The organism is Streptomyces sp. NPDC002926 (assembly GCF_053591755.1).
The window spans coordinates 43,448-64,038 of the sequence record NZ_JBSFUK010000015.1; the positions used below are offsets into that span (position 1 = coordinate 43,448).

Here is a 20,591-nt window from a genome sequence, read left to right on the forward strand (position 1 = left end):
GCTTTCCCCATCCCCGTGTTCATCAGACTTCGAGCTCTTCGACGCCAGGCCGCGAAGCGCCGCCACCCGTCTCGTTGGCGCCGCTCTGCTGCGTCTGGCTCTGAGGCTGCTTCGCCATCTCGCCGGCGAGCCGCAGCATGCGTCGCTGAATGTCGTAGTCGATGTTCTCGTAGCCCACTTGAGAGGCCTGCACCGCAATGCTCAGCCCGTCGATCTGCAAGGTAAGAATCTTGGAGAGCTTTTCAAGCTCGTCATGGACCATCGAGTAGGCGCCGTACAGGAACGCGCTCTCCCTGAACTCGGGCTTGCCCAGGTGGCTCGGCTCCAGCCGGTCGGCGGAGACCTTGTCCGGTGCGGCCTCGGAGTCTTCCAGGTCGGCGAGAATTTTGTGGACCTCTGTCCTGAAACTCCCCATCGACTCCATGTCGGCGACCATCTTCGCCACCGCCGCCGCGCTACTCGCCATAGGGATCAACCCGAACGCGCCGAGCGCCCCCGCCGCCGCTACCGCCCCTGTATCGCTGTCCTCCGCCACGAACGCCTCCCCGTTTACACACGTCTACAGGGATCACTGTACCGAGCCCCAGTGACAGTGCGCACCCCTGGATTGCAGGTGCAATGAGCGTCACACGGCTACGAGTTGGGAATGGCCACGGCCGCCTGAGGCCTGATCGGGAGCCGGTTGATCGGCCTCCCCGTTGCCGCGCGTACCGCCGAAGCCACCGCCGCCGGGGAAGTCACCACCGGGGCCGCGCTCGCCGGCTTGGCCCCGAACGGGGCCACCACGTCCCGTTCCTCGACCAGTTTCACGATGCGAATGTCCGGAGCGTCAAGAGATGTCGGGAGTGCGTAGCCCGTCAGGTCCGGGTGGCGGACCAGGCCTCGGGCGGTGCGGAGGTTTTCCGTCAGGGCCGTGCCGACGCCCTGGGTCACGCCCGCCTCGATGCGCGAAGCCAGTTGGGCAGGGTTCAGGACGCGGCCCACGTCCTGGGCCACCGCCATTTCGACCACGCGGATCGAGCCCAGCTCGATGTCGACGTCCACCACCGCGCGGATCGCGCAGAACGCGAGGCCCACGAAGGCGTCTCCCTGGCCCGAGTCGTCGAGAGGTTCGGTCGGGTGGGGGCGGCACTGGGCCGTTGCCCACAGTTCCTTGCCGTCCATCGCCTCCGTCACCGTCGTCGACAGCACACCGTCGTACGACGTGATCTTGCCGTCGGTGATCTGGAGCAGCTCCGTCGACATCCCGAACTTGTGGGCCAGCGGCTGGAGGAGCTGGGTACGGACCATCCTCGCGGCCCTCTCGACCGCGCCGCCCGAGACCCATGTGTGGCGGCCGTGGGCCGCCGGGCCCGCCGGTGGCTGGTCCGTGTCGACCGAGGCCACGCGGACCTCTTCGATGCCCAGCGTCTCCTGGACGATCTGGCGGGCGAGTGTGGCGAAGCCCTGGCCCGTTTCGACTGCCGCGCAGATGACGGTCGCGATCCCGTCGTGGACCTTGACCGTGGCTGTGGAGACCTCGTCGGTGCCTTCCGCGCCGAGCATGTGGACCATGCCCAGTGCGTAGCCCACCCCCCGGCGGATCGCTCCGGGTTCGCCCGCGCCCTCCGGGCCGCCGGGGAGCAGCCAGCCGTTCTCCGGTGTGTCCTTGGGAAGGTCGGGGAGCGGGAAGTCCCGTACGGCGTGGAGCAGTTCCGCGACGGGCGCGGGACAGGTGACCGTCTGACCGGTGGGGAGGATGTCGCCGGTGGCAAGGGCATTGCGGAGGCGGAGTTCGGTGGGGTCGAGGCCGAGCTTGGCGGACAGTTTGTCCATCTGGGCCTCGTACGCCGCGCACACCTGCATCGCTCCCTCGCCGCGCACATGGCCCGACGGAGGGTTGTTCGTACGGACCGCCCAGCCCTCGATGAAGGCGTGCGGGACGACGTACGGGCCGCAGGCGAAGGCGACCGCGGCCGCGAGCGATTCGGAGGAGGCGTCGGCGTACGCGCCCGCGTCCAGGAGCAGTTGGGCCTCGACCTTGACCAGGCGGCCCTCCGCGTCCGCGTGGTGGCGGTAGCGCAGCAGCGTGGGGTGGCGGTGGGCGTGGCCGAGGAAGGACTCCTCGCGGGTTGCCGTCAGCTTGACCGGGCAGCCCGTCTTCAATGCCAGCAGGCCCAGCGGGAGTTGGAAGCCGGGGTCCTCGCGGTCGCCCGTCGCGCCCGGGACACCCGTGACGACGACCTTCACCCGGTCCTGCTCCAGGCCGAAGCACGCCGCCGCCAGATCGCGGTCGGTGTGGGGGTCGGTGGAGGCGACGTACAGCTCCACGCCGCCGTCCGGGCGCGGGACGGCCAGGCCGGCCTCGGCGCCGATCGGGGCCGGGTCCTGGCGGCCGATGCGGTAGAGACCCTCGACGATCACCTCGCCCGCCACATCGGGGTCGCCGTAGCGGAGCGGGATGTGGCGGATCAGATTGCCGTCGGGGTGCAGTGGTTCGGCGGCGAAGGCCTTCTCGGGGTCGGTGACCGGTTCGAGGGGTTCGTACTCGACCGCGATCGCCGCCGCCGCGAGGCGGGCCGTGTCGGGGTGGTCGGCCGCGACCGCGGCGATCGCCTCGCCGTGATGGCGGACGATCTCGGAGGCGAAGACGGGACGGTCCGCGATACGTCTGCCGTACGACGAATCACCCGGAATGTCCTGGTGTGTAACGACTGCTCGCACTCCCGGCATGTCCAGCGCCGCCGAGGTGTCGATCGAGGTGATACGGGCGTGCGGGTGCGGGGAGCGCAGGATCGCCGCCCACAGCAGCCCTTCGGCCCACAGGTCTGCGGCGTACGGAAACGTGCCCTCGGTCTTGGCGCGGGCATCGGCCGGCGGGAGGGAGGCACCGAGGCCGTGCGCAGGCGGCTGGGACTGTGGCTGAGGGCCGTCGACCGCCTGGGGCGTCGCAGTGGTGGCCGCGTCGTTGCTCACGCCATGCCTCCGTCGTGCGGGTGGAGCTGCACACTACCTGCGCCTGGGGGCGCCTGGTGCGGAATGCGGGCTTCCTCACTCGCCTCCGCCGCGGCCGCGGCGCTCGCTCCGCGCTCGGCGACCACTTCGCGTACGGCATCGAGGACGCCCCGGTAGCCGGAGCAGCGGCAGAGATTGCCGCACAGGGCCTGCCGCGTCTGGAGCTCGGTGGGGGCGTGGTTGCCCTCGAGGAGGTCGTGGACGGTCATGGCCATGCCGGGGATGCAGAAGCCGCACTGGACCGCGCCGCAGCCCGCGAGAGCACGCTGGACGTCGGAGGGTTCGCCGTCGGTGGCGAGGCCCTCGACCGTACGCACTTCGGAGCCGGCGGCGGTCGCCGCGGGGACCAGGCAGGACGCGACGAGACGGCCGTCGACCTGGACGTTGCACGCGCCGCACTCGCCCTGTGAGCAGCCGTCCTTGGCGCCGGCCAGGCCGAGGCGTTCGCGCAGTACGTAGAGCAGGGATTCGCCGATCCAGGCGTCGGTGACGGGCCGGTCGGTGCCGTTGACCCGCAGGACGTAGGAGCTGGGCGGGTGTTCGTCGCTGCCGGTGGAGGAGGTGGGGGCGGGTTCCTCCTCCTCGGGGCTCTCCGCAGGAGCCTCCTCGGCCGACTCCTCAGGGGCTGCTTCGGGCTCGGCCGGCTCCGGCTCCTCCACCGCCGCGGGCTCCTGCGCCATCGCCCAGGGCGCGGGCGCTCCGCCCGGAAGGGTGGCCGGGGCGTCGGGCGACGGCGCCCAGGGGGCGGTCGCACCGCCCGGCAGCGTGGTGGGCGGGGCCGCGGCGGCCCACTGGGACTGCAGCGCGGTCGTGGTGAACTCGCCCGACTCGTCGGGCAGATCGCCGCCCGCCACCGGAATCGTCCACTGGCCGGTCAGCTCCGAGGCGGCCTGGACCGGCTCGGTCTCGGTGAAGGCCCACTGGCCCGTGGCGTGCGGGTCGGCGGGCCCCGGGTACCCGGCCGCCGGCTCCGGCCACTGCACCGCGGACGGCTCGCCGTCACCCCGGGGCACGGCCCACGTGCCCGTCGCGGCCGGATCCGTCGCGTCGGCCGGCGTCAGCGGCGTGATCATCGGCGGTACATAGCCATGGCCCGGCGCCTCGAGCGGCGCAGCGTCCAGCGCGCCCTCGGGCGGCAGCTGCAGGAAGGCCGTGGCCTCGGCGTCGTACTCGCCGCCGTGCGGAATCGGCTGCCAGCCGCCCTGCTCCGGCGGGAGCTCGTTCGGGAGCTCGTGCGGATTCTCTTCATTGCTCACGACAGCGCCCTCCCCAGTGCACGTCGGGCCAGTGCGGCGACCGTGCGTCGCAGATGCAGTACGGCCGGTGGCAGCGCGGGCGGCTCCTCGCCCTGCGCGGTCGGGGCCGGATCCGGGATGCACGCCGCCGCGACGTACTCGCCGAAGGCCGCCAGCGCCTCGGTCGCCAGGCCCCGCTCGCCGTCCCAGTCGATCAGCGACGCGATCCAGCGCTCCGCCTCCAGCGGCCGCAGCGGCATCGGCGCGATCGCGCCCACCGCGCAGCGCACCCCGCGCCGCGCCGGGTCGAGGACGACGGCGACGGATGCGGTGGCGCGGCCGGGCCCTGTCCGGCCGGTCGCCTTCAGGAAGACCTGCGGGGCGTGCAGCAGGGGCACACGGACGAACCCGATGAGTTCGGCGGGGGCGAGCATCTCGCGGCCGGCCAGCAGATGGGAGACGGGGATCTCGCGGCGTGCGCCGCCGGGTCCCGCGATCACCAGGTCCGCCTCGAGGGCGGCCAGTACGGGCAGGGCGTCGCCGGTCGGGGCGGCGGTGGCGATATTGCCGCCGAGCGTGCCGGCGTTACGGATCTGGGGCGGGCCCGCGGCGCGAGCGGACGCGGCCAGCGCGGGGATGAGGGCCGCGAAGTCGGGCCGTCCCATCCGGGCGTGGGTGAGTCCGGCTCCGAGCAGCGCGTGCCCGTCCATGTAGCGCCAGCCGCGGATCTCGCTGATGCGGCCGAGGCCGACGAGGCCCGCGGGGCGGAGTTGGCCCTTGTTGACGGCGGCCATGAGGTCCGTACCGCCGGCGACGGGCACGGCGGCGGGCATGGCGTCGAGCGCCGCCACGGCCTCGTCGAGCGAGGCCGGCAGCGTCACCGACTGCGCCGCCTGCGGTGCGTGCGTGGTCACCCAGCTGCCCCTTCCCGGTGTCCCGGCTGTCCCGCCTGTGTTGCCGTACCGTACGTGCACACAGCCCGGACGTGGCAACTCTGGCACATCTTCCGAGCCGACCGACGAGAGGGTCCGCGAAGGGCACATCCGCACCGGATGCACCCACTCGTGACGACTGTCCGTTTTGCCATGCCATCGCCGCCACATGCGGATTGCCACTCTTCGGTGAGCCTTGTACGACTTATTCCTTACGGGCATCCACAGTCCCAGGCTCTGCGGCGCAGGACACCCAGCTTTACACCGGCCTCACACGTTTGGGGGCGCCCCCTCGATCGGGCGTCCGATCACGCCAGGTCGCCTCTGCCACGGCAACGGGCCGCCGGGCGGGCGGTAATCGACGCCGAGCGCGTCAAGGCGCGCGTAGTGAGCGGTCATTCGCCGCTCGAAGTCCGGGAAGTCGCGCTCGGCGGGCGCGGGCAGCGCGGACCAGGCGACTTCGGCGAAGGCCGCCAGCCGCGGGAAGACCTGGTAGTCGACCCGGGAACGGTCCTGCATCACCTCGGTCCAGACATTGGCCTGGGTGCCGACGATGTGCGCGGCGGCTTCGGGCGTCAGGGCCGGGGGGACGGGCTCGAAGCGGTAGACGTCCTCAAGAGTGCGTACGTAGCCGATGGGCATCGGCTCGTCGGGGCCGCCGTGCTGGCGGTGGTCCAAGTACACCTGCTGCTGGGGGCACATGACGACGTCGTGGCCGGCTTCGGCCGCGGTGATGCCGCCGGCGTATCCGCGCCACGAGGAGACGGCGGCGCCCGGGGCCAGGCCGCCCTCGAGGATCTCGTCCCAGCCGATGAGACGGCGGCCCCGGTCGGCGAGCCAGCTGTCGAAGTGCCTGATGAACCAGGACTGGAGCGCGTCCTCGTCGGCCAGGCCGAGTTCCCTGATACGGGCCTGGGCGGCCGGAGAGACCTTCCACTGGCCCTTCGGGCACTCGTCGCCCCCGATGTGGATGAAGGTGGCGGGGAAGAGGCCGAGAACCTCCTCGAAGACGCCCTCGTAGAAGCGGAGGGTGCTGTCAGTGGGGGCGAGTACGTTCGGGTTGACGCCCCAGTTGTCCCAGACGGAGAGGGTGGTTGTGTCGATGACGTCGGTGTTGCCCAGTTCCGGATACGCGGCGATGGCGGCCTGCGAGTGGCCGGGGATGTCGATCTCGGGGACGACGGTGATATGCCGCTCGGCGGCATACGCGACGATCTCGCGGATGTCGTCCTGCGTGTAGTAACCGCCGTGCGGCCTCTCGTCCCAGAGCTCGGAGGCGCGGTGACCGTATTTGGTACGTGCCCGCCACGCGCCGACCTCCGTCAGCCTGGGGTGGCGCTTGATCTCGATACGCCAGCCCTGGTCGTCGGTGAGGTGGAAGTGGAAGACGTTGAGCTTGTGGGCGGCGAGGAGGTCGAGGTAGCGCAGGACGTCGTCCTTGGGCAGGAAGTGCCGTGAGACGTCGAGCATGAGGCCACGCCAGGGGAAGCGGGGGGCGTCCTCGATGACCTGGTGCGCGATCTCGTGCGTCGGCCCCGACCGCACCGGCGCCCTGCGGAACGCCTCGGGACCGAGCAGCTGACGCAGCGTCTGCGCGCCCCAGAAGACACCGGCCGCGCTGCCGCCGCGGATCTCGACGCCCGGGCTCGGGACCACACCGAGCCGGTACGCCTCGGGCTCCAGGCTGTCGTCGATGAGCAGCGTGACGGAGTTCTCGGTGTGCCGCTCGCCGGGCGGCAGCGGCAGGCCGAGGGCGGCGCCGACCGTGGAGCGCAGCCAGCGCTCCGTGGTCCGGGTTCCCGGTGCCGCGAAGAGTGTGGTGCCCAGGTCCGGCAGGAAGCCGCGGCGGGACGGGCCTTCGACGGCGACGGGAGCGGAAGAAGCGGGAGCAGGGATCAGATCCGAAGTGGGCTGCAGGGAGGTCATCGCGTCAGTCCTTCACCGCGCCGCCCAGTCCGGAGACCAGACGTCGCTGTACGAGTACGAAGAAGACGAGCACCGGCACGGTCATCACACTGGACGCTGCCATGATCCCGCCCCAGTCGTTCTCGTCCGGCTTGAAGAAGACCAGCAGCGCCATCGGCAGCGTCGACTGCGAGGTGTCGCTGATGATGAAGGACTTGGCGAACAGGAAGTCGTTCCAGGTCGAGATGAACGAGAACACGCTCGTCGCCACCAGCCCCGGGAGGACGAGCGGGAAGAGGATCTGCCACAGGAAGCGCGAGCGGCTCGCGCCATCGATGTACGCCGCCTCCTCCAGCGCCTCGGGGACCGCCTTCACAAAGCCGCGCAGCATCCAGATCGCGAACGGCAACGAGAAGGCGATGTGCGGCAGGATCAGCGAGCCGAGGGTGTTCAGCTGTCCGAAGTCCCGCATCAGGAAGAACAGCGGGATCGTCAGCGCCTCGATCGGCACCATCTGCGCGACGAGGAACATGATCAGCAGGGTGGTGCGGTACTTGAAGCGGAACCGGGTGACCGCCGTCGCCGCCAGGAAGGCGATCAGTGCGGAGGCGACGACGACCACGCCCGCGACGAACAAGCTGTTGAGGAAATAGCGGCCGAATTCGTGCTGTTCGAAGACGCGGCGGAAGGAGTCGAGCGAAGGGGAAAGCGTCCAGGGGCGCGCCTCGGTCGACTGGATCTCGCCGGCGGGTTTGAAGGCGGAGAGCACCATCCAGTACAGCGGGAAGGCCACGACGACCGCGATGACGAGCGCGGATGCCTCGGCGGCGAGGCGCCAGGGGCGTTGGATGCGGGGCAAGGTCACAGCTCTTCTCCCTGGCGTCGCAGCAGTCGCAGGTACACGAGGGTGACGGCGAGCAGAATCAGCAGCATCACGACGCCGATCGCCGAGCCCAGGCTGTACTGCGAGGACGCGAAGGCTTTCTGATAGGCGTACACATTGAGTACGAGATTCTGTCCGGCGATGCCTCCGCCGTTCGTCATCACATAGATCTGGGTGAAGACCTTGAAGTCCCAGATGACCGACTGGATGGTGACGACGACGAGAATGGGGCGGAGCATCGGGGCGGTGACGGAGCGCCAGGTCCGCCATTGCGTGGCGCCGTCCAGTGAGGCGGCCTCCAGCACCTCCGGGGGGATCGCCTTGATGCCCGCGTACACCGTCACCATCACGAACGGGAACGAGCACCACACCACTTCGAGAAGCACGAGGGCGAAGGCGCTGTAGCGCCCGTACGTCCACGAGAAGTCGCCGAGGCCGAGGAGCCGGTTGACCGGTCCGTGGTCCGGGTCGAAGAGGAAGACCCAGACGGTGGACCCGGTGATGGCCGGGGTCGCCCACGCGCCGAGCGCGGCCAGCATCAGCGCGAGGCGGGGCAGGGCCCGTACGCGCGTCAGCAGGACGGCGAGGCCGCAGCCCACGGCGAGCGTGGTGACGACGCAGGAGGCGGCGAAGACCAGGGTCGCGAGCAGGACCTGCCAGAACTGGCTGTCGGCCAAGAGGGTGCGGTAGTTGCCGAGCCCCTGGAATGTGGTCGGTTCGCCGCCGCTGACCTGGGCCTGGGTGTACTCCAGGAGGGAGATCAGGCCGAGCTGGTAGATGGGGTAGACGAGCAGCCCGCCGAGGACGAGGAGCGCGGGCGCGAGGTAGAGCCACGGCGTCCGGCCCCCGTATCCCTGACCGCGCCGGGAGCTGCGGGCCGTGCGCGCCTTCCGGGCGCTCCGGGGGCCTTCCGGAGCGCCTTGGGGATCCGAGCCCGTGAGTACCGCGACCGCGCCGGACCGGCCGGCCGCGGAGGTCCCGGTGCGCGGGCCCGGGACGTCCGGGCCCGGGACGTCCGGGCCCGGGACGTCCGGGCCGCCCGCGCTGCCGGTGGCGACCAAGGCCTCGCCGACGCCTGCCTCGCCGCGAGGCACCGCCGCCCCGGCAGACGCGCCCGCCCCGCCGCGCGCGCCCGCGCTGTCCGGGGTGTCAGGCCCCCGGTTCGTACCGTTGGTCATCGCGTTCAGCCCGCGGCAGCGAACGCCGCGTCCATCTTCTTCGCCGCGTCACCCGACGCCGCAGCCACGTCCTTCTTGCCGCTCACGATCTCCTGGAACATCGTCGGCAGCACCAGTGACGCGTCGATCTGGCCCCAGCCCGGTGAGGCCGGGACGAACTTGGCGCCCGCGCCCAGTGTCTTGACGAAGGGATCGACGAACGGCTCCTTCTTCGCCGCCTCCGACCGCACATCGGTGTACGTCGGCAGGAAGCCCATCGCTTCGAAGAGCAGGCGCTGCGTCTCCTTGCCGGTGAACTGCTTCATGAGGTCCACCGCCAGCGTGCGGTGCGAACTGCTCTTCAGTACGCCGATGTTGTTGCCGCCCGCGAAGGCCGGCGCCGTCTCGCCCGCCTTCAGGCCCGGCAGCGGCACCACCGCGTACTTGCCCTTCACCGAGCCCGCCTCCACCGCCTGATGGCTGAAGTCGCCGCCGATCGCCATGGCCGCCTTGCCCGAGGCGAAGGCGGTGACCGTGGCGTTGCCGCCCATGGAGGCGCACTTGGCGGCCGGGCAGTTGTCGTTGCCGAAGAGCGAGGTGTACGCCGTGATGCCCTTCCGCGCGGCCGGGCTGTTGATGGCCGCCCTGTACGAACCGCTGCTCTCCTCGGCCAGTTCGCCGCCGTTGGCCCAGATGAAGGGCATCGCGCCATAGGTGTACGCGCCGCCGACCGCGAGCCCGTACAGCTCCGGCTTCGCCTTGTGGATCTTCTTGGCGGTGGCGATCAGTTCGTCCTGGGTCTTGGGGGCCGCGATGCCCAGCTCCTTGAAGACATCGGTGCGGTAGTAGAGCGCGCGTACGCCGACGAAGAGCGGCGCGCCGTAGATCCTGCCGCCGACCGTGACCGACTGCTTGGCGGTCGGATCGGTGTCCTTGGCCTCGTCCCAGGCGGTGAACTCCGCGCTGACGTCGGCGAGTCCGCCGTCCTTGACGTATCCGGCCGTGTCGGTGTTGCCGTACTCGATCAGATCCGGCGCGCTCTTCGGGTCGTTGAAGGCGGCCTTGATCTTCTGGGCGCGGGTCTCGACCGGGATGTACTCGACCTCGACCTTGGCGTCCTTGTGCTTCGTGCCGAACGCGGCGACCGCGGCGTCGACGACCTGCTCCTTCGGCTTGTTGTTGACCTCCTGGAAGAGCCAGACGCGCAGGGTGCCGCTCTTCTCGTCCTTCGTGGCGCTGTTGTCGGAGGTCTGGGGGGCGCAGGCGGTGGCGGTGAGGCCCGCCAGCGCAAGTGCCGCGGCGGGGGCGGCAATTCGGGCAGAGAGCTTCATGCGTGGTCCCCTACGAGTCGGCGTTGCAGCATGCGCAACGTGCGTTTCGTACTGCACAACACGCAGGAGGCTAGAGCCGTGCAAACAACCGGACAAGAGGTCTCAACCACTCTGTGACCGGCAGCCGCACCCCGTGCAACGGGAGCACGCACGCAAACGGCCCCCTGGGTGCGCATGCGCGCGCACCCAGGGGGCCGTTACCGACGGCAGGACCGGAGGTTACTTCTTGTCCTTGCCGCCCTTGTCCTTGTCCTTGTCGCCACCAGGGCCCATGGACTCGTAGATCTCCTTGCACATCGGGCAGACCGGGTACTTCTTGGGGTCGCGCCCCGGCACCCAGACCTTCCCGCACAGTGCCACCACCGGAGTGCCGTCGACGGCACTCGCCATGATCTTGTCCTTCTGGACGTAATGGGCGAAGCGCTCGTGGTCGCCGTCGCCGTGCGACACCTGCGGCGTCGGCTCTACGAGGGTCCCCGTGCCTGTCCCGCGCTCGGGCTCAAGAGTGCTCATGAGCTCCAAGGGTACTCATATCGGCCCCCTACCGGCTGCCACGGGGCCCCACCCGCGCCGGGGCGATGCCACCTGTTGCCCGGCGCCCGTCCGCGCGGGAGGTCACGGGAGGTCACGGGAGGTCAGTTGAGCGAAGGGTCGTCCGGATACGTCGCGAACATCGCCAGTTCGTTCCGCTGCCGCCGCAGCACAGCCCGCCACAGGCTCTCCGGCCGGGGCGACGAGACATCGCCCGGCTCCGACTCGACGACGTACCAGGCGCCGCCGGTCAGTTCGTCCTCCAACTGGCCCGGCCCCCACCCCGCATACCCGGCAAAGATCCGCAGTGAGCCCAGCGCCGCGCCGAGCAGCTCCGGCGGCGTCTCCAGATCGACCAGGCCGATCGCCCCGTACACCCGCCGCCAGCCCAGCGGGCCCTCGTCGCCCGGGATCACGGCGACGCCGAGCGCGGCGTCGAGCGAGACCGGGCCGCCCTGGAAAACCACGCCGGGTTCGCCCGCCAGTGCGCCCCAGGACTCCAGGATGTCGCCGACGACCACCGGCGTGGGCCGGTTGAGGACGACGCCGAGCGAGCCCTCGTCGTCGTGGTCGAGCAGCAGAACCACCGCCCGGTCGAAGTTCGGGTCCGCGAGGGCGGGTGTGGCGACGAGCAGCCGCCCTGTGAGCGAGGACACCTCGGTCATGCGAGACATGATCCCGCATCTTCGCCCTCCGCGGGGAGCGAGCGGCACAGTGTGAGCGAGCGCAGCTCAGGACCCGCCGGACGCCGCCGGCTCCGGAATACGCGATGGTGACGCTCCGCATTGATGGGCGGACTGAACGTGTTGTGCCCAATTCATTACGCCCCGGGGCGGTCCTTGGCCTTACGGGACTAGGGTGTACGCCCCTTACCCTTTGCACTGGCCCCCTGTCCGACCACTCCGGAACGCGAGATTCATGACCGGCACAGACGATGTACTGCTTGTCCACGGCGGAACCCCGCTGGAGGGCGAGATCCGCGTCCGCGGCGCGAAGAACCTCGTGCCCAAGGCGATGGTCGCCGCCCTGCTCGGCAGTGAGCCGAGCCGGCTGCGCAATGTGCCCGACATCCGTGATGTGCGCGTCGTACGCGGACTGCTGCAGCTGCACGGAGTGACGGTCCGCCCCGGTGACGAACCGGGTGAGCTGGTGCTCGACCCGTCGCACGTCGAGAGCGCGAACGTCGCTGACATCGACGCGCACGCGGGCTCCTCGCGCATCCCGATCCTGTTCTGCGGCCCGCTGCTGCACCGGCTCGGCCATGCCTTCATTCCGGGCCTGGGCGGCTGCGACATCGGCGGTCGGCCGATCGACTTCCACTTCGAGGTGCTGCGCCAGTTCGGCGCGACGATCGAGAAGCGGGCGGACGGCCAGTATCTGGAGGCCCCGCAGCGGCTGCGCGGCTGCAAGATCCGCCTCCCGTACCCGTCGGTCGGTTCGACGGAGCAGGTGCTGTTGACGGCGGTACTGGCGGAGGGCGTCACCGAGCTCTCCAACGCCGCGGTGGAGCCGGAGATCGAGGACCTCATCTGCGTACTGCAGAAGATGGGCGCGATCATCTCCATGGACACCGACCGGACCATCCGGATCACCGGTGTCGACAAGCTCTGCGGCTACACCCACCGGGCGATCCCGGACCGCCTCGAGGCGGCGTCCTGGGCGTCGGCGGCGCTGGCCACCGAGGGCAACATCTATGTGCGCGGCGCGCAGCAGCGCTCGATGATGACGTTCCTGAACACGTACCGGAAGGTCGGCGGCGCGTTCGAGATCGACGACGAAGGCATCCGCTTCTGGCACCCGGGCGGCTCCCTCAACGCGATCGCCCTGGAGACGGACGTACACCCCGGCTTCCAGACCGACTGGCAGCAGCCGCTGGTGGTGGCGCTGACCCAGGCGGCCGGTCTGTCCATCGTCCACGAGACGGTGTACGAGTCGCGGCTGGGATTCACCTCCGCGCTCAACCAGATGGGTGCGCACATCCAGCTCTACCGCGAGTGCCTCGGCGGCTCGGACTGCCGCTTCGGCCAGCGCAACTTCCTGCACTCGGCGGTCGTGTCGGGCCCGACGAAGCTCCAGGGCGCGGATCTGGTCATCCCCGACCTGCGCGGCGGCTTCTCGTACCTGATCGCGGCGCTGGCGGCGCAGGGGACGTCACGGGTGCACGGAATCGACCTGATCAACCGCGGCTACGAGAACTTCATGGAGAAGCTCGAGAAGCTGGGCGCGAAGGTCGAGCTCCCCGGCGGCGCGCTCGTCTGACCCGCCGGCCGCGCCCCCGGACCCCCGCGGGCCCGTCCGACCCGGGCTCCGCCCCCGGACCCCCGCGCCTCACACGCCTTGAGGGCTGATCCGAACGCAGTACGGGGGTCCGGGGGCGCGGCGCCCGGTAAACGGGCCCCCACGGCCCCTGGAGGGCCCGTACGCACGCGAAAGGGCGGCCACCCGACACACGGGTGGCCGCCCTTCGTGCTGTGCCTTGGGGGCTTACTTGCCCTTGGCGGCTTCCTTGAGCTTGGAGCCCGCGGAGACCTTCACGCTGTAGCCGGCCGGAATCTGGATCGGGTCGCCGGTCTGCGGGTTACGAGCGGTGCGAGCGGCACGGTGGGTGCGCTCGAAGGTCAGGAAGCCGGGAATGGTGACCTTCTCGTCGCCCTTGGAGACGACCTCGCCGGCCACCTCGGCGAGAGCGGCCAGTACAGCGTCGGCGTCCTTCCGGGTCACCTCGGCACGGTCGGCCAGCGCGGCCACCAGCTCACTGCGGTTCATGTTGTTACTCCCGTGTTCTTCTTGCCTGTGAGGCGTGAGATCGAAGCCGATGCTGCCAGGGCCCTCGGACAGTCCCCGGACCCGGGTCTGCTGTCAGACCCTCGCGCCCGAATACGCATCCTGCCCCCACCAGCGGCGGGAAAGCCAATCCGGCACCCTCCGGAGTCACACGAAAAGCGCCACTGCCTCGTCGTGGTGACGTTCCGTCTACTCGTTGGAGACTCCGCGGAGCCGCAGAGCCTCGAGCGCGGGGCTCATGGTCCGTCACCCTAGAGCCGCATTCCCGGCCCCGCGACCCGCGACGCGCCGTACGTCAGGACGACGTGGGGCCCGTCACAGCCGGTCCGGCCGCCCTGGCGGCGTTGCGTACCGCTCCGGCGACCGCTCCCGCGACCTTGTCGTTGAAGACCGACGGAATGATGTAGTTCGGGTTGAGCTCGTCCTCGGTGACGACACCCGCCAGCGCCGCGGCCGCGGCGAGCATCATCTCCGTGTTGACGGTACGGGACTGCGCGTCGAGCAGACCGCGGAAGACACCCGGGAAGACCAGCACATTGTTGATCTGGTTGGGGAAGTCGGAGCGGCCGGTGGCGACAACTGCGGCTGTCTGGCGGGCGATTGCCGGGTCGACCTCCGGGTCGGGGTTCGCGAGCGCGAAGACGATCGCGCCGTCGGCCATCGCCGCCACGTCCTCGGCCCCCAGCACGTTCGGGGCGGAAACGCCGATGAAGACGTCAGCGCCGGCGACCGCCTCCTTGAGCGTTCCGGTGACACCTTCGGGGTTGGTGTTGTCGGCGATCCAGCGCAGCGGCGACTCGGGCGCGGCGGCCACCAGGTCCTCGCGGCCCGCGTGCACCACACCGTGGATGTCGGCGACGACGGCGTGCTTGACGCCCGCCGCGATCAGCAGTTTCAGGATGGCCGTACCGGCAGCGCCGGCGCCGGACATGACGACCCGTACGTCACCGACGGCCTTGCCGACCACGCGCAGGGCGTTGGTCAGCGAGGCGAGGACGACGATCGCGGTGCCGTGCTGGTCGTCGTGGAAGACCGGGATGTCCAGAGCCTCGCGCAGCCGCGCCTCGATCTCGAAGCAGCGGGGCGCGGAGATGTCCTCGAGGTTGATGCCCGCGAAGCCGGGGGCGATCGCCTTGACGATCTCGACGATGGCGTCGGTGTCCTGCGTGTCCAGGCAGATCGGCCAGGCGTCGATGCCGGCGAAACGCTTGAAGAGGGCGGCCTTGCCCTCCATCACCGGGAGCGCGGCCATGGGGCCGATGTTGCCGAGTCCGAGGACCGCGGAGCCGTCGGTCACCACTGCGACGGAGTTGCGCTTGATGGTGAGGCGGCGGGCGTCCTCGGGGTTCTCGGCAATGGCCATGCAGACCCGCGCCACGCCCGGGGTGTAGATCATCGAGAGATCGTCACGGTTGCGGATGGGGTGCTTGGACTGCATCTCGATCTTGCCGCCGAGGTGCATCAGGAACGTACGGTCGGAGACCCTGCCGAGGACGACGCCCTCGATCTTGCGCAACTCCTCGACGATCTCGTCGGCGTGCGAGGTCGAGGTGGCTGCGATCGTGACGTCGATCCGCAGCTTCTCGTGGCCGGAAGCGGTCACGTCCAGGCCGATCACAGAGCCGCCGGAGGACTCGACGGCCGTGGTGAGCTGGGAGACCGCGGTACCGCTCGCGGGGACCTCCAGCCGGACCGTCATCGAGTACGAGACGCTGGGCGCCGTTGCCATGACCGGGTTCCTCTGCTTTCGCTAGCTTCATTGCCATGCGGCCGCGGCTATCGCCCGGCAACGCTTTCCGATGGTCGCACCTACCTGCGGGTAGCAGGTAATAGTGGTCATTTAGTTTTCGGAAACAGCTTTCCACCATACGAGATATCGGCTTCCCGGTGGAAGCCGGCAATGAAACAGGTCCGCGCCACCTTCCGGTGGCGCGGACCTGTCTCTCGTACGAAAAGGTGGCACCGACCCGCCATGCTCGCCTCGCGGCAAGTGGTCGCTCAAAGCGACGAAGGTTGGGCCCGGGGGCTTGGATCGGGTCGGTGCCACCCCCAGGCTAACAAACCGCCCCGGTAAGCGATTCCCGCATCGCAGGCCGACTCGCAATCAGCGCGGACCAGCGTTCCGGTCCCGGGCCGGCTCCGGATACCGGTCCGGGACTCCCCCTCAGTCCCGGGCCGGTTCCGGATCGCTCCCCGATCAGTCCCCGATCAGTCCCGCAGGAGATCGGGCACGCCGTTCGCGTCCGGCTCATCGCGCCGGTCCGAGACCACCGTGAGCTGCTGTGTCGCCCGCGTCAGCGCCACGTACAACACCCGCAGCCCGGCCGGGGACTCGTCCGCGATCTCCGCGGGCGAGACGACGACCGTCGCGTCGTACTCCAGCCCCTTCGCCTCCAGCGAGCCGAGCGCCACCACGCGCTCGCCGAGCCCGGCCAGCCAACGCGCCGCCTGCTCGCGCCGGTTCATCGCGACGACGACACCGACCGTGCCGTCCACCTGGTCCAGCAGTCGCTGCGCCTCCGCCCTGACGACCGCGGCGCGATCAGCGTTCGGCACGACCGCGAAGCGCGGCCGGACGCCCGTGGAGCGGACCGCGGACGGCGACTCCATGCCCGGCATCGCGAGCGCCAGCACCTTGGCCGCCAGCTCGGCGATCTCGGCCGGATTGCGGTAGTTGACGGTCAGCTCGAAGCGGCGGCGCGGACGGCTGCCGAGCGCCTCGTCGCGTGCTTCGGCCGCCTCGTCGGGGGACGACCAGGACGACTGCGCCGGATCGCCGACGACCGTCCAGGTGGCGTGCCGGCCGCGGCGTCCGACCATCCGCCACTGCATCGGAGTCAGGTCCTGCGCCTCGTCGACGATGACGTGCGCGTACTCGGTACGTTCCTGCGCCAGCCGCTCGGCACGCTCGCGCTGCGACTCCTCGCGCTGCGGCATCAGCTCCTCCAGACCGGTGAGCTGGTCCAGCGGGTCCAGCTCGCGCTTCCTGCGCGGACGGGCGGGGGTGCCGAGGAGTGTCCCCAGCTCGTCCAGGAGCGCCACGTCGTGCACGGAGAGCGGGCCCCGGCCGTCGTCGCCGAGCCGCCGCAGCGAGCGGGCGAGACGCCGCACCTCGCCCGGGTTGAGAACACGCCGCGCCCACCGGCCCAGCCGTCGCTCGTCGGCCATCGCCACGAGCACGCCGCGCGGCGTCAGCTCCGGCCACCACGCGTCCAGGAACTCGATGAAGCTGTCCTCGGCGGCGACGTCCTCGTCGAAGGAGGAGCGCAGCTCGGCGGCGAGCTCGGGGTCACCGAGAGAGGAAGACGCACCGCGTCCCGCGGATCCGGACTTCGACCAGAGGGCGTCCAGCAGCAGCCTGCGGGCGCGCGGGCGCAGCAGATTGACCGGGGTGGTGCCGCCCAGGACGTTGTGGCGGATGCGGTCGAGCTCGTCGGCCTCGATCTCGAGGCGGCGGCCGAAGGCTACGACGCGCAGCCGGCCGGGCGCTCCTGACGGGGCCTGGGGCTCCTCCCCGAAGGCGAGCTGCCCCTCCGGCTCCACCGCGGGTCCCGACAGCTCCAGCGCGCCCCGTGCGGCCTTGCGCAGCACCTTCAGCATCCGCGAGGAGCCCTTGATCCGGGCGACGGCCGGTTCGTCGTACGCCGTGGCCTCCGCGCCGTCGACCAGATTGCCGACCGCGCGGATCGCGACCTGCCCCTCCTCGCCCAGCGACGGCAGTACGCCCTCGGTGTACGCGACGAGCAGTGGGGTCGGCGAGACGATGAGGATGCCGCCCGCGTATCTCCTGCGGTCCTGGTAGAGCAGATAGGCCGCCCGGTGCAGGGCCACCGCGGTCTTTCCGGTCCCCGGGCCGCCCTCGACATACGTCACGGAAGCGGCCGGGGCGCGGATCACCAGATCCTGTTCCGCCTGGATGGAGGCGACGATGTCCCGCATCGAGTGGCTGCGGGCCTGTCCGAGCGCCGCCATCAGCGCGCCGTCCCCGATGACCGGGAGCGCGGCGCCGTCCAGCGTGGCGGTCAGCTCGGGGCGCATCAGGTCGTCCTCGACGCCGAGGACCTTGCGGCCCTTGGAGCGGATGACCCGGCGGCGTACGACCCGGCCGGGATCGACCGGTGTCGAGCGGTAGAAGGGCGCGGCGGCCGGGGCCCGCCAGTCGATGACCAGCGGCGCGTAGTCGGAGTCGAGAACGCCGATCCGGCCGATGTGCAGGGTCTCGCCGATGTCGGCGGTGTTGTCGGCGCGTACGGCGTCGTCGGCGGGCTCGACCGAGGTGTACGCCCCGTCCGGGCCCTTCTGGCCGTCCTTGCCGTACAGCAGGTCGATCCTGCCGAAGAGGAAGTCCTCGAATTCGTTGTTCAGGCGGTTGAGGTGGACACCGGCCCTGAAGACCTGGGCGTCCCGCTCGGCGAGCGCGCCCGGCGTGCCGACCTGGCCACGTTTGGCGGCGTCGTTCATCAGGAACTCCGCCTCGTGGATCTTCTCCTCGAGGCGGCGGTACACCTGGTCGAGATGTTCCTGCTCGACGCCGATTTCACGGTCTCTGACCGTGTCTGCGGCGGATTCGACCATGGAATCAACAGCGGCATCCTGCGCGGCCACCGAGGCCCCCTTCTGACGTGCACTGGGCAGCCGTCAACCGTACGCGAAGGGGGCGAATCTGTCAGGCTTCGACCTCCACCAGTCGCTTGCCGTCGAACGTACGGACCTCGAAGTGGTCGATGTCGTTGCGGTCCATCGCCGCGCCGCCATGGACGTAGAGCGGGTTCTTGCCCAATTCGTTCGGGCTGTTCTCGATCCCGTAACCCCACTTCGGCACCGCCCAGGAGGTGACGACCTCCTGCTCGCCGCTCTTGGAGACGGCGACCAGGTTGCACTTCAGCGGACCCTTGACGTTCTTCAGTTCGAGAACGGTGTGGGTGCCCCAGGCCTTCTTCTCCATGCCGACGGTCGCGCTGACCTTGGTCGTCGCGTCCGTCGCCCGGACCTTCTCGTCCATGTGGTTGAAGAAGGCGTCCTCGGCGGGACTGGTGGGGTGCGGGTCGGCGCTCGCCTGGTTGGTGCCGGTGTCGTCCGCCGTGACGACGACCGCGACGGCGGGACCACCGATGATCAGCGCCGCGGCGGCCGCGACCAGGTACATCCCGCGCCGGCGCTTCTGCGCCCGCTTGGCCGCGACCTCGTCGAGCAGTCCGCCGAGCAGCTTGGGGCTGGGCGCCTTGGGCACCACGGGAACAGGCCTCGAGGGCGGGAACTCCGTCCCCGGCATGGCATGCCGGCCCGGCATGTTCAGCACATTCGAGGGCTGGGCCGGCGCCGGGGCCTCCGCCAGCATGGCCAGCATCGGCTCCATCCCGGAGAACTCTTCGAGGTGGGTGGCGCAGATGTCGCAGCCCGCCAGATGCGCCTCGAAGGCGGAGGCGTCCGCGTCGTCGAGAATGCCGAGCACGTATGCGCCGACCGCATCGTGTACGGATTCCTGCTCATACATGGTCATGCCGTGACCCCCCTCTCCTCCAGAGCGAGCTTCATGGAACGGAGTGCGTAGAACACCCGGGATCGCACCGTCCCACTGGGTATGCCGAGCGTTTCGGCCGCCTCATTGACCGTGCGGCCCTTGAAATACGTCTCGACCAACACTTCCCTGTGGGCGGGCGTCAAATCATCGAGCGCATCTGAGAGCGTCATCAGCCACAACGCCTTGTCGATCTCGTCCTCCGCGGGCATGACCTCCAGCGGCGACGGGTCGACCTCCTGCGGCCGGGCCTGCCGGCTGCGGTGACCGTCGATGACGATGCGGCGTGCCACCGTCACCAGCCAGGGTCGGACAGAGCCGGTCGCTCGGTTGAGCTGACCGGCGTTCTTCCAGGCACGGATGAGCGTCTCCTGCACCACGTCCTCGGCGCGCTGGCGATCGCCGGCAACGAGGCGCAGTACATAAGCAAGCAAAGGTCCCGCATGTTCGCGATACAGCGCGCGCATGAGTTCCTCGTCAGGTGCTGAGGAGTCGATGCGTGGCTTCTCGCTGCGATGGCGGGCCCTTTGCGGACGGTCATCGGCCACGGCCGCATCCTTGCGCACCTGAACCTCCCGGTCGAGACCCTGATTTCGGCTGACTGCTTCTCCCCCATCACTACGGGGACCACAGACGCATCACTCAACGCATGCCGAAAAACTTTCAAGATCTTTTACGGAGGTGCCCGGAACGGGTCTCAGGCCCTCGCCACGGCGGCCCTGCGGCGGTGTCTGGCGACCCGCTCGCGGTTCCCGCACACCTCGCTGGAGCACCAGCGGCGCCGCCGTCCCCGCGATGTGTCGAGGTAGACGCGGCGGCAGTTGTCGCCCTCGCACCGCCGCAGCCGGGCCCGGGCCACCGGGTCGGTCAGCAGCTCGACGGCGTCGCGGGCCACGGCTGCGAGCAGCGCCCCGCACTCGGGCGCGGTGCTCAGTGACCGTACCAGCGAGCCGTCCGGAGAGCGTACGGCTCTGACGCCGGGCGGCGGCCCCGCCGCGAAGAGATTGACACGCTCCAGAGCGGACTCGGCGCGGCTGCCGTCGATCTCGGCCCGCACCAGCTGCCCGACACTCTCCCGCAACTCGGCGAACCTGGCTGCCCAGTGGCCGTCGACGGCCGGGAGCGGGGTCCCCGCGGGCACCAGCCCCGCCCCCACCAGCCACTGCCCGAGCCGTCCGGCCGCCGCCAGCGGCTCTTCGGCACCGGCGGCCGTCTCCGAGGTCGCCACCAGATCCAGGCAGATGCGCCCTGAGTCGAACCGCCAGTCGTACGAGCCCATGCCCGCCGTCATGCGTCTGTCACCGCCTCGGGGGTCTCGGAG

The 20,591-nt window shown here is 70.3% G+C and carries 17 protein-coding genes; 1 reads left to right on the plus strand and 16 read right to left on the minus strand.

Annotated elements, in window-relative coordinates:
• Positions 1-22: 22 nt before the first annotated feature.
• The 10 genes from ACWDZ6_RS21995 to ACWDZ6_RS22040 all read right to left on the minus strand — a co-directional run bounded on the left by ACWDZ6_RS21995 (position 23) and on the right by ACWDZ6_RS22040 (position 11,633).
• Positions 23-535 (minus strand): hypothetical protein, encoded by a 513-nt coding sequence (locus ACWDZ6_RS21995; protein WP_451504203.1) that lies wholly within the window; start codon positions 533-535, stop codon positions 23-25.
• A gap of 98 nt (positions 536-633) precedes the next feature.
• A complete protein-coding gene (locus ACWDZ6_RS22000) occupies positions 634-2,955 on the minus strand; it encodes a xanthine dehydrogenase family protein molybdopterin-binding subunit (RefSeq protein ID WP_451504204.1) in 2,322 nt (773 codons plus the stop codon).
• Entirely contained in the window at positions 2,952-4,250 is a 1,299-nt protein-coding gene (locus ACWDZ6_RS22005) for a 2Fe-2S iron-sulfur cluster-binding protein (protein ID WP_451504205.1), read from the minus strand. The genes ACWDZ6_RS22000 and ACWDZ6_RS22005 overlap by 4 nt, the downstream gene beginning before the upstream one ends.
• Positions 4,247-5,143, minus strand: a complete 897-nt coding sequence (locus ACWDZ6_RS22010) for an FAD binding domain-containing protein (protein WP_326650203.1) — start codon at positions 5,141-5,143, stop codon at positions 4,247-4,249. The genes ACWDZ6_RS22005 and ACWDZ6_RS22010 overlap by 4 nt, the downstream gene beginning before the upstream one ends.
• Positions 5,144-5,431: 288 nt before the next feature.
• Positions 5,432-7,087: a beta-N-acetylhexosaminidase gene (locus ACWDZ6_RS22015; RefSeq protein WP_451504206.1), complete on the minus strand. Its 1,656-nt coding sequence runs from the start codon at positions 7,085-7,087 to the stop codon at positions 5,432-5,434.
• Positions 7,088-7,091: 4 nt separating this feature from the next.
• Positions 7,092-7,931 carry a carbohydrate ABC transporter permease gene (locus ACWDZ6_RS22020; RefSeq protein ID WP_451504207.1) on the minus strand — a complete coding sequence of 280 codons (840 nt, stop codon included), beginning with the start codon at positions 7,929-7,931 and terminating at the stop codon, positions 7,092-7,094.
• Positions 7,928-9,127, minus strand: coding sequence for a carbohydrate ABC transporter permease (locus ACWDZ6_RS22025; RefSeq protein WP_451504208.1), 1,200 nt, complete (start codon positions 9,125-9,127; stop codon positions 7,928-7,930). Before ACWDZ6_RS22025 ends, ACWDZ6_RS22020 begins: the two co-directional genes overlap by 4 nt.
• Positions 9,128-9,132: 5 nt before the next feature.
• Positions 9,133-10,437, minus strand: a complete 1,305-nt coding sequence (locus ACWDZ6_RS22030) for an extracellular solute-binding protein (RefSeq protein ID WP_451504209.1) — start codon at positions 10,435-10,437, stop codon at positions 9,133-9,135.
• A gap of 219 nt (positions 10,438-10,656) precedes the next feature.
• Complete coding sequence (locus tag ACWDZ6_RS22035) at positions 10,657-10,950, minus strand: DUF3039 domain-containing protein (RefSeq protein WP_451504210.1); 294 nt, start codon at positions 10,948-10,950, stop codon at positions 10,657-10,659.
• A gap of 122 nt (positions 10,951-11,072) precedes the next feature.
• Positions 11,073-11,633: a YqgE/AlgH family protein gene (locus tag ACWDZ6_RS22040; protein ID WP_326650210.1), complete on the minus strand. Its 561-nt coding sequence runs from the start codon at positions 11,631-11,633 to the stop codon at positions 11,073-11,075.
• Positions 11,634-11,886: 253 nt separating this feature from the next.
• Between ACWDZ6_RS22040 and murA the strand changes: the two genes are divergently transcribed.
• Positions 11,887-13,227 (plus strand): UDP-N-acetylglucosamine 1-carboxyvinyltransferase, encoded by a 1,341-nt coding sequence (murA, locus tag ACWDZ6_RS22045; protein ID WP_451504211.1) that lies wholly within the window; start codon positions 11,887-11,889, stop codon positions 13,225-13,227.
• A 225-nt stretch (positions 13,228-13,452) separates the two neighbouring features.
• Here murA and ACWDZ6_RS22050 read toward each other — a convergent pair whose 3' ends face one another.
• From ACWDZ6_RS22050 to ACWDZ6_RS22075, 6 genes are all read right to left on the minus strand, one after another.
• Positions 13,453-13,734, minus strand: a complete 282-nt coding sequence (locus ACWDZ6_RS22050; protein ID WP_366732348.1) for an HU family DNA-binding protein — start codon at positions 13,732-13,734, stop codon at positions 13,453-13,455.
• A gap of 313 nt (positions 13,735-14,047) precedes the next feature.
• Entirely contained in the window at positions 14,048-15,481 is a 1,434-nt protein-coding gene (locus ACWDZ6_RS22055; RefSeq protein WP_366732349.1) for an NAD-dependent malic enzyme, read from the minus strand.
• Positions 15,482-15,960: 479 nt separating this feature from the next.
• A complete protein-coding gene (locus tag ACWDZ6_RS22060) occupies positions 15,961-18,327 on the minus strand; it encodes a HelD family protein (protein WP_451504248.1) in 2,367 nt (788 codons plus the stop codon).
• Positions 18,328-18,418: 91 nt separating this feature from the next.
• Entirely contained in the window at positions 18,419-19,252 is an 834-nt protein-coding gene (locus tag ACWDZ6_RS22065) for an anti-sigma factor family protein (protein WP_451504212.1), read from the minus strand.
• Positions 19,249-19,836 carry a sigma-70 family RNA polymerase sigma factor gene (locus ACWDZ6_RS22070; protein ID WP_108148995.1) on the minus strand — a complete coding sequence of 196 codons (588 nt, stop codon included), beginning with the start codon at positions 19,834-19,836 and terminating at the stop codon, positions 19,249-19,251. The genes ACWDZ6_RS22065 and ACWDZ6_RS22070 overlap by 4 nt, the downstream gene beginning before the upstream one ends.
• Before the next feature lie 131 nt (positions 19,837-19,967).
• Positions 19,968-20,561, minus strand: a complete 594-nt coding sequence (locus tag ACWDZ6_RS22075) for a CGNR zinc finger domain-containing protein (RefSeq protein ID WP_451504213.1) — start codon at positions 20,559-20,561, stop codon at positions 19,968-19,970.
• Between the last annotated feature and the right edge of the window lie 30 nt (positions 20,562-20,591).

What these genes read in the sequence shown, in the direction of transcription:
- murA (WP_451504211.1), top strand. Translation starts at nt 11,887, where the DNA reads ATGACCGGCACAGACGATGTACTGCTTGTCCACGGCGGAACCCCGCTG.
- ACWDZ6_RS22060 (WP_451504248.1), bottom strand. Translation starts at nt 18,327, where the DNA reads ATGGTCGAATCCGCCGCAGACACGGTCAGAGACCGTGAAATCGGCGTC.
- ACWDZ6_RS22030 (WP_451504209.1), bottom strand. Translation starts at nt 10,437, where the DNA reads ATGAAGCTCTCTGCCCGAATTGCCGCCCCCGCCGCGGCACTTGCGCTG.
- ACWDZ6_RS22065 (WP_451504212.1), bottom strand. Translation starts at nt 19,252, where the DNA reads ATGACCATGTATGAGCAGGAATCCGTACACGATGCGGTCGGCGCATAC.
- ACWDZ6_RS22055 (WP_366732349.1), bottom strand. Translation starts at nt 15,481, where the DNA reads ATGGCAACGGCGCCCAGCGTCTCGTACTCGATGACGGTCCGGCTGGAG.
- ACWDZ6_RS22035 (WP_451504210.1), bottom strand. Translation starts at nt 10,950, where the DNA reads ATGAGCACTCTTGAGCCCGAGCGCGGGACAGGCACGGGGACCCTCGTA.
- ACWDZ6_RS22075 (WP_451504213.1), bottom strand. Translation starts at nt 20,561, where the DNA reads ATGACGGCGGGCATGGGCTCGTACGACTGGCGGTTCGACTCAGGGCGC.
- ACWDZ6_RS22015 (WP_451504206.1), bottom strand. Translation starts at nt 7,087, where the DNA reads ATGACCTCCCTGCAGCCCACTTCGGATCTGATCCCTGCTCCCGCTTCT.
- ACWDZ6_RS22025 (WP_451504208.1), bottom strand. Translation starts at nt 9,127, where the DNA reads ATGACCAACGGTACGAACCGGGGGCCTGACACCCCGGACAGCGCGGGC.
- ACWDZ6_RS22050 (WP_366732348.1), bottom strand. Translation starts at nt 13,734, where the DNA reads ATGAACCGCAGTGAGCTGGTGGCCGCGCTGGCCGACCGTGCCGAGGTG.
- ACWDZ6_RS22040 (WP_326650210.1), bottom strand. Translation starts at nt 11,633, where the DNA reads ATGACCGAGGTGTCCTCGCTCACAGGGCGGCTGCTCGTCGCCACACCC.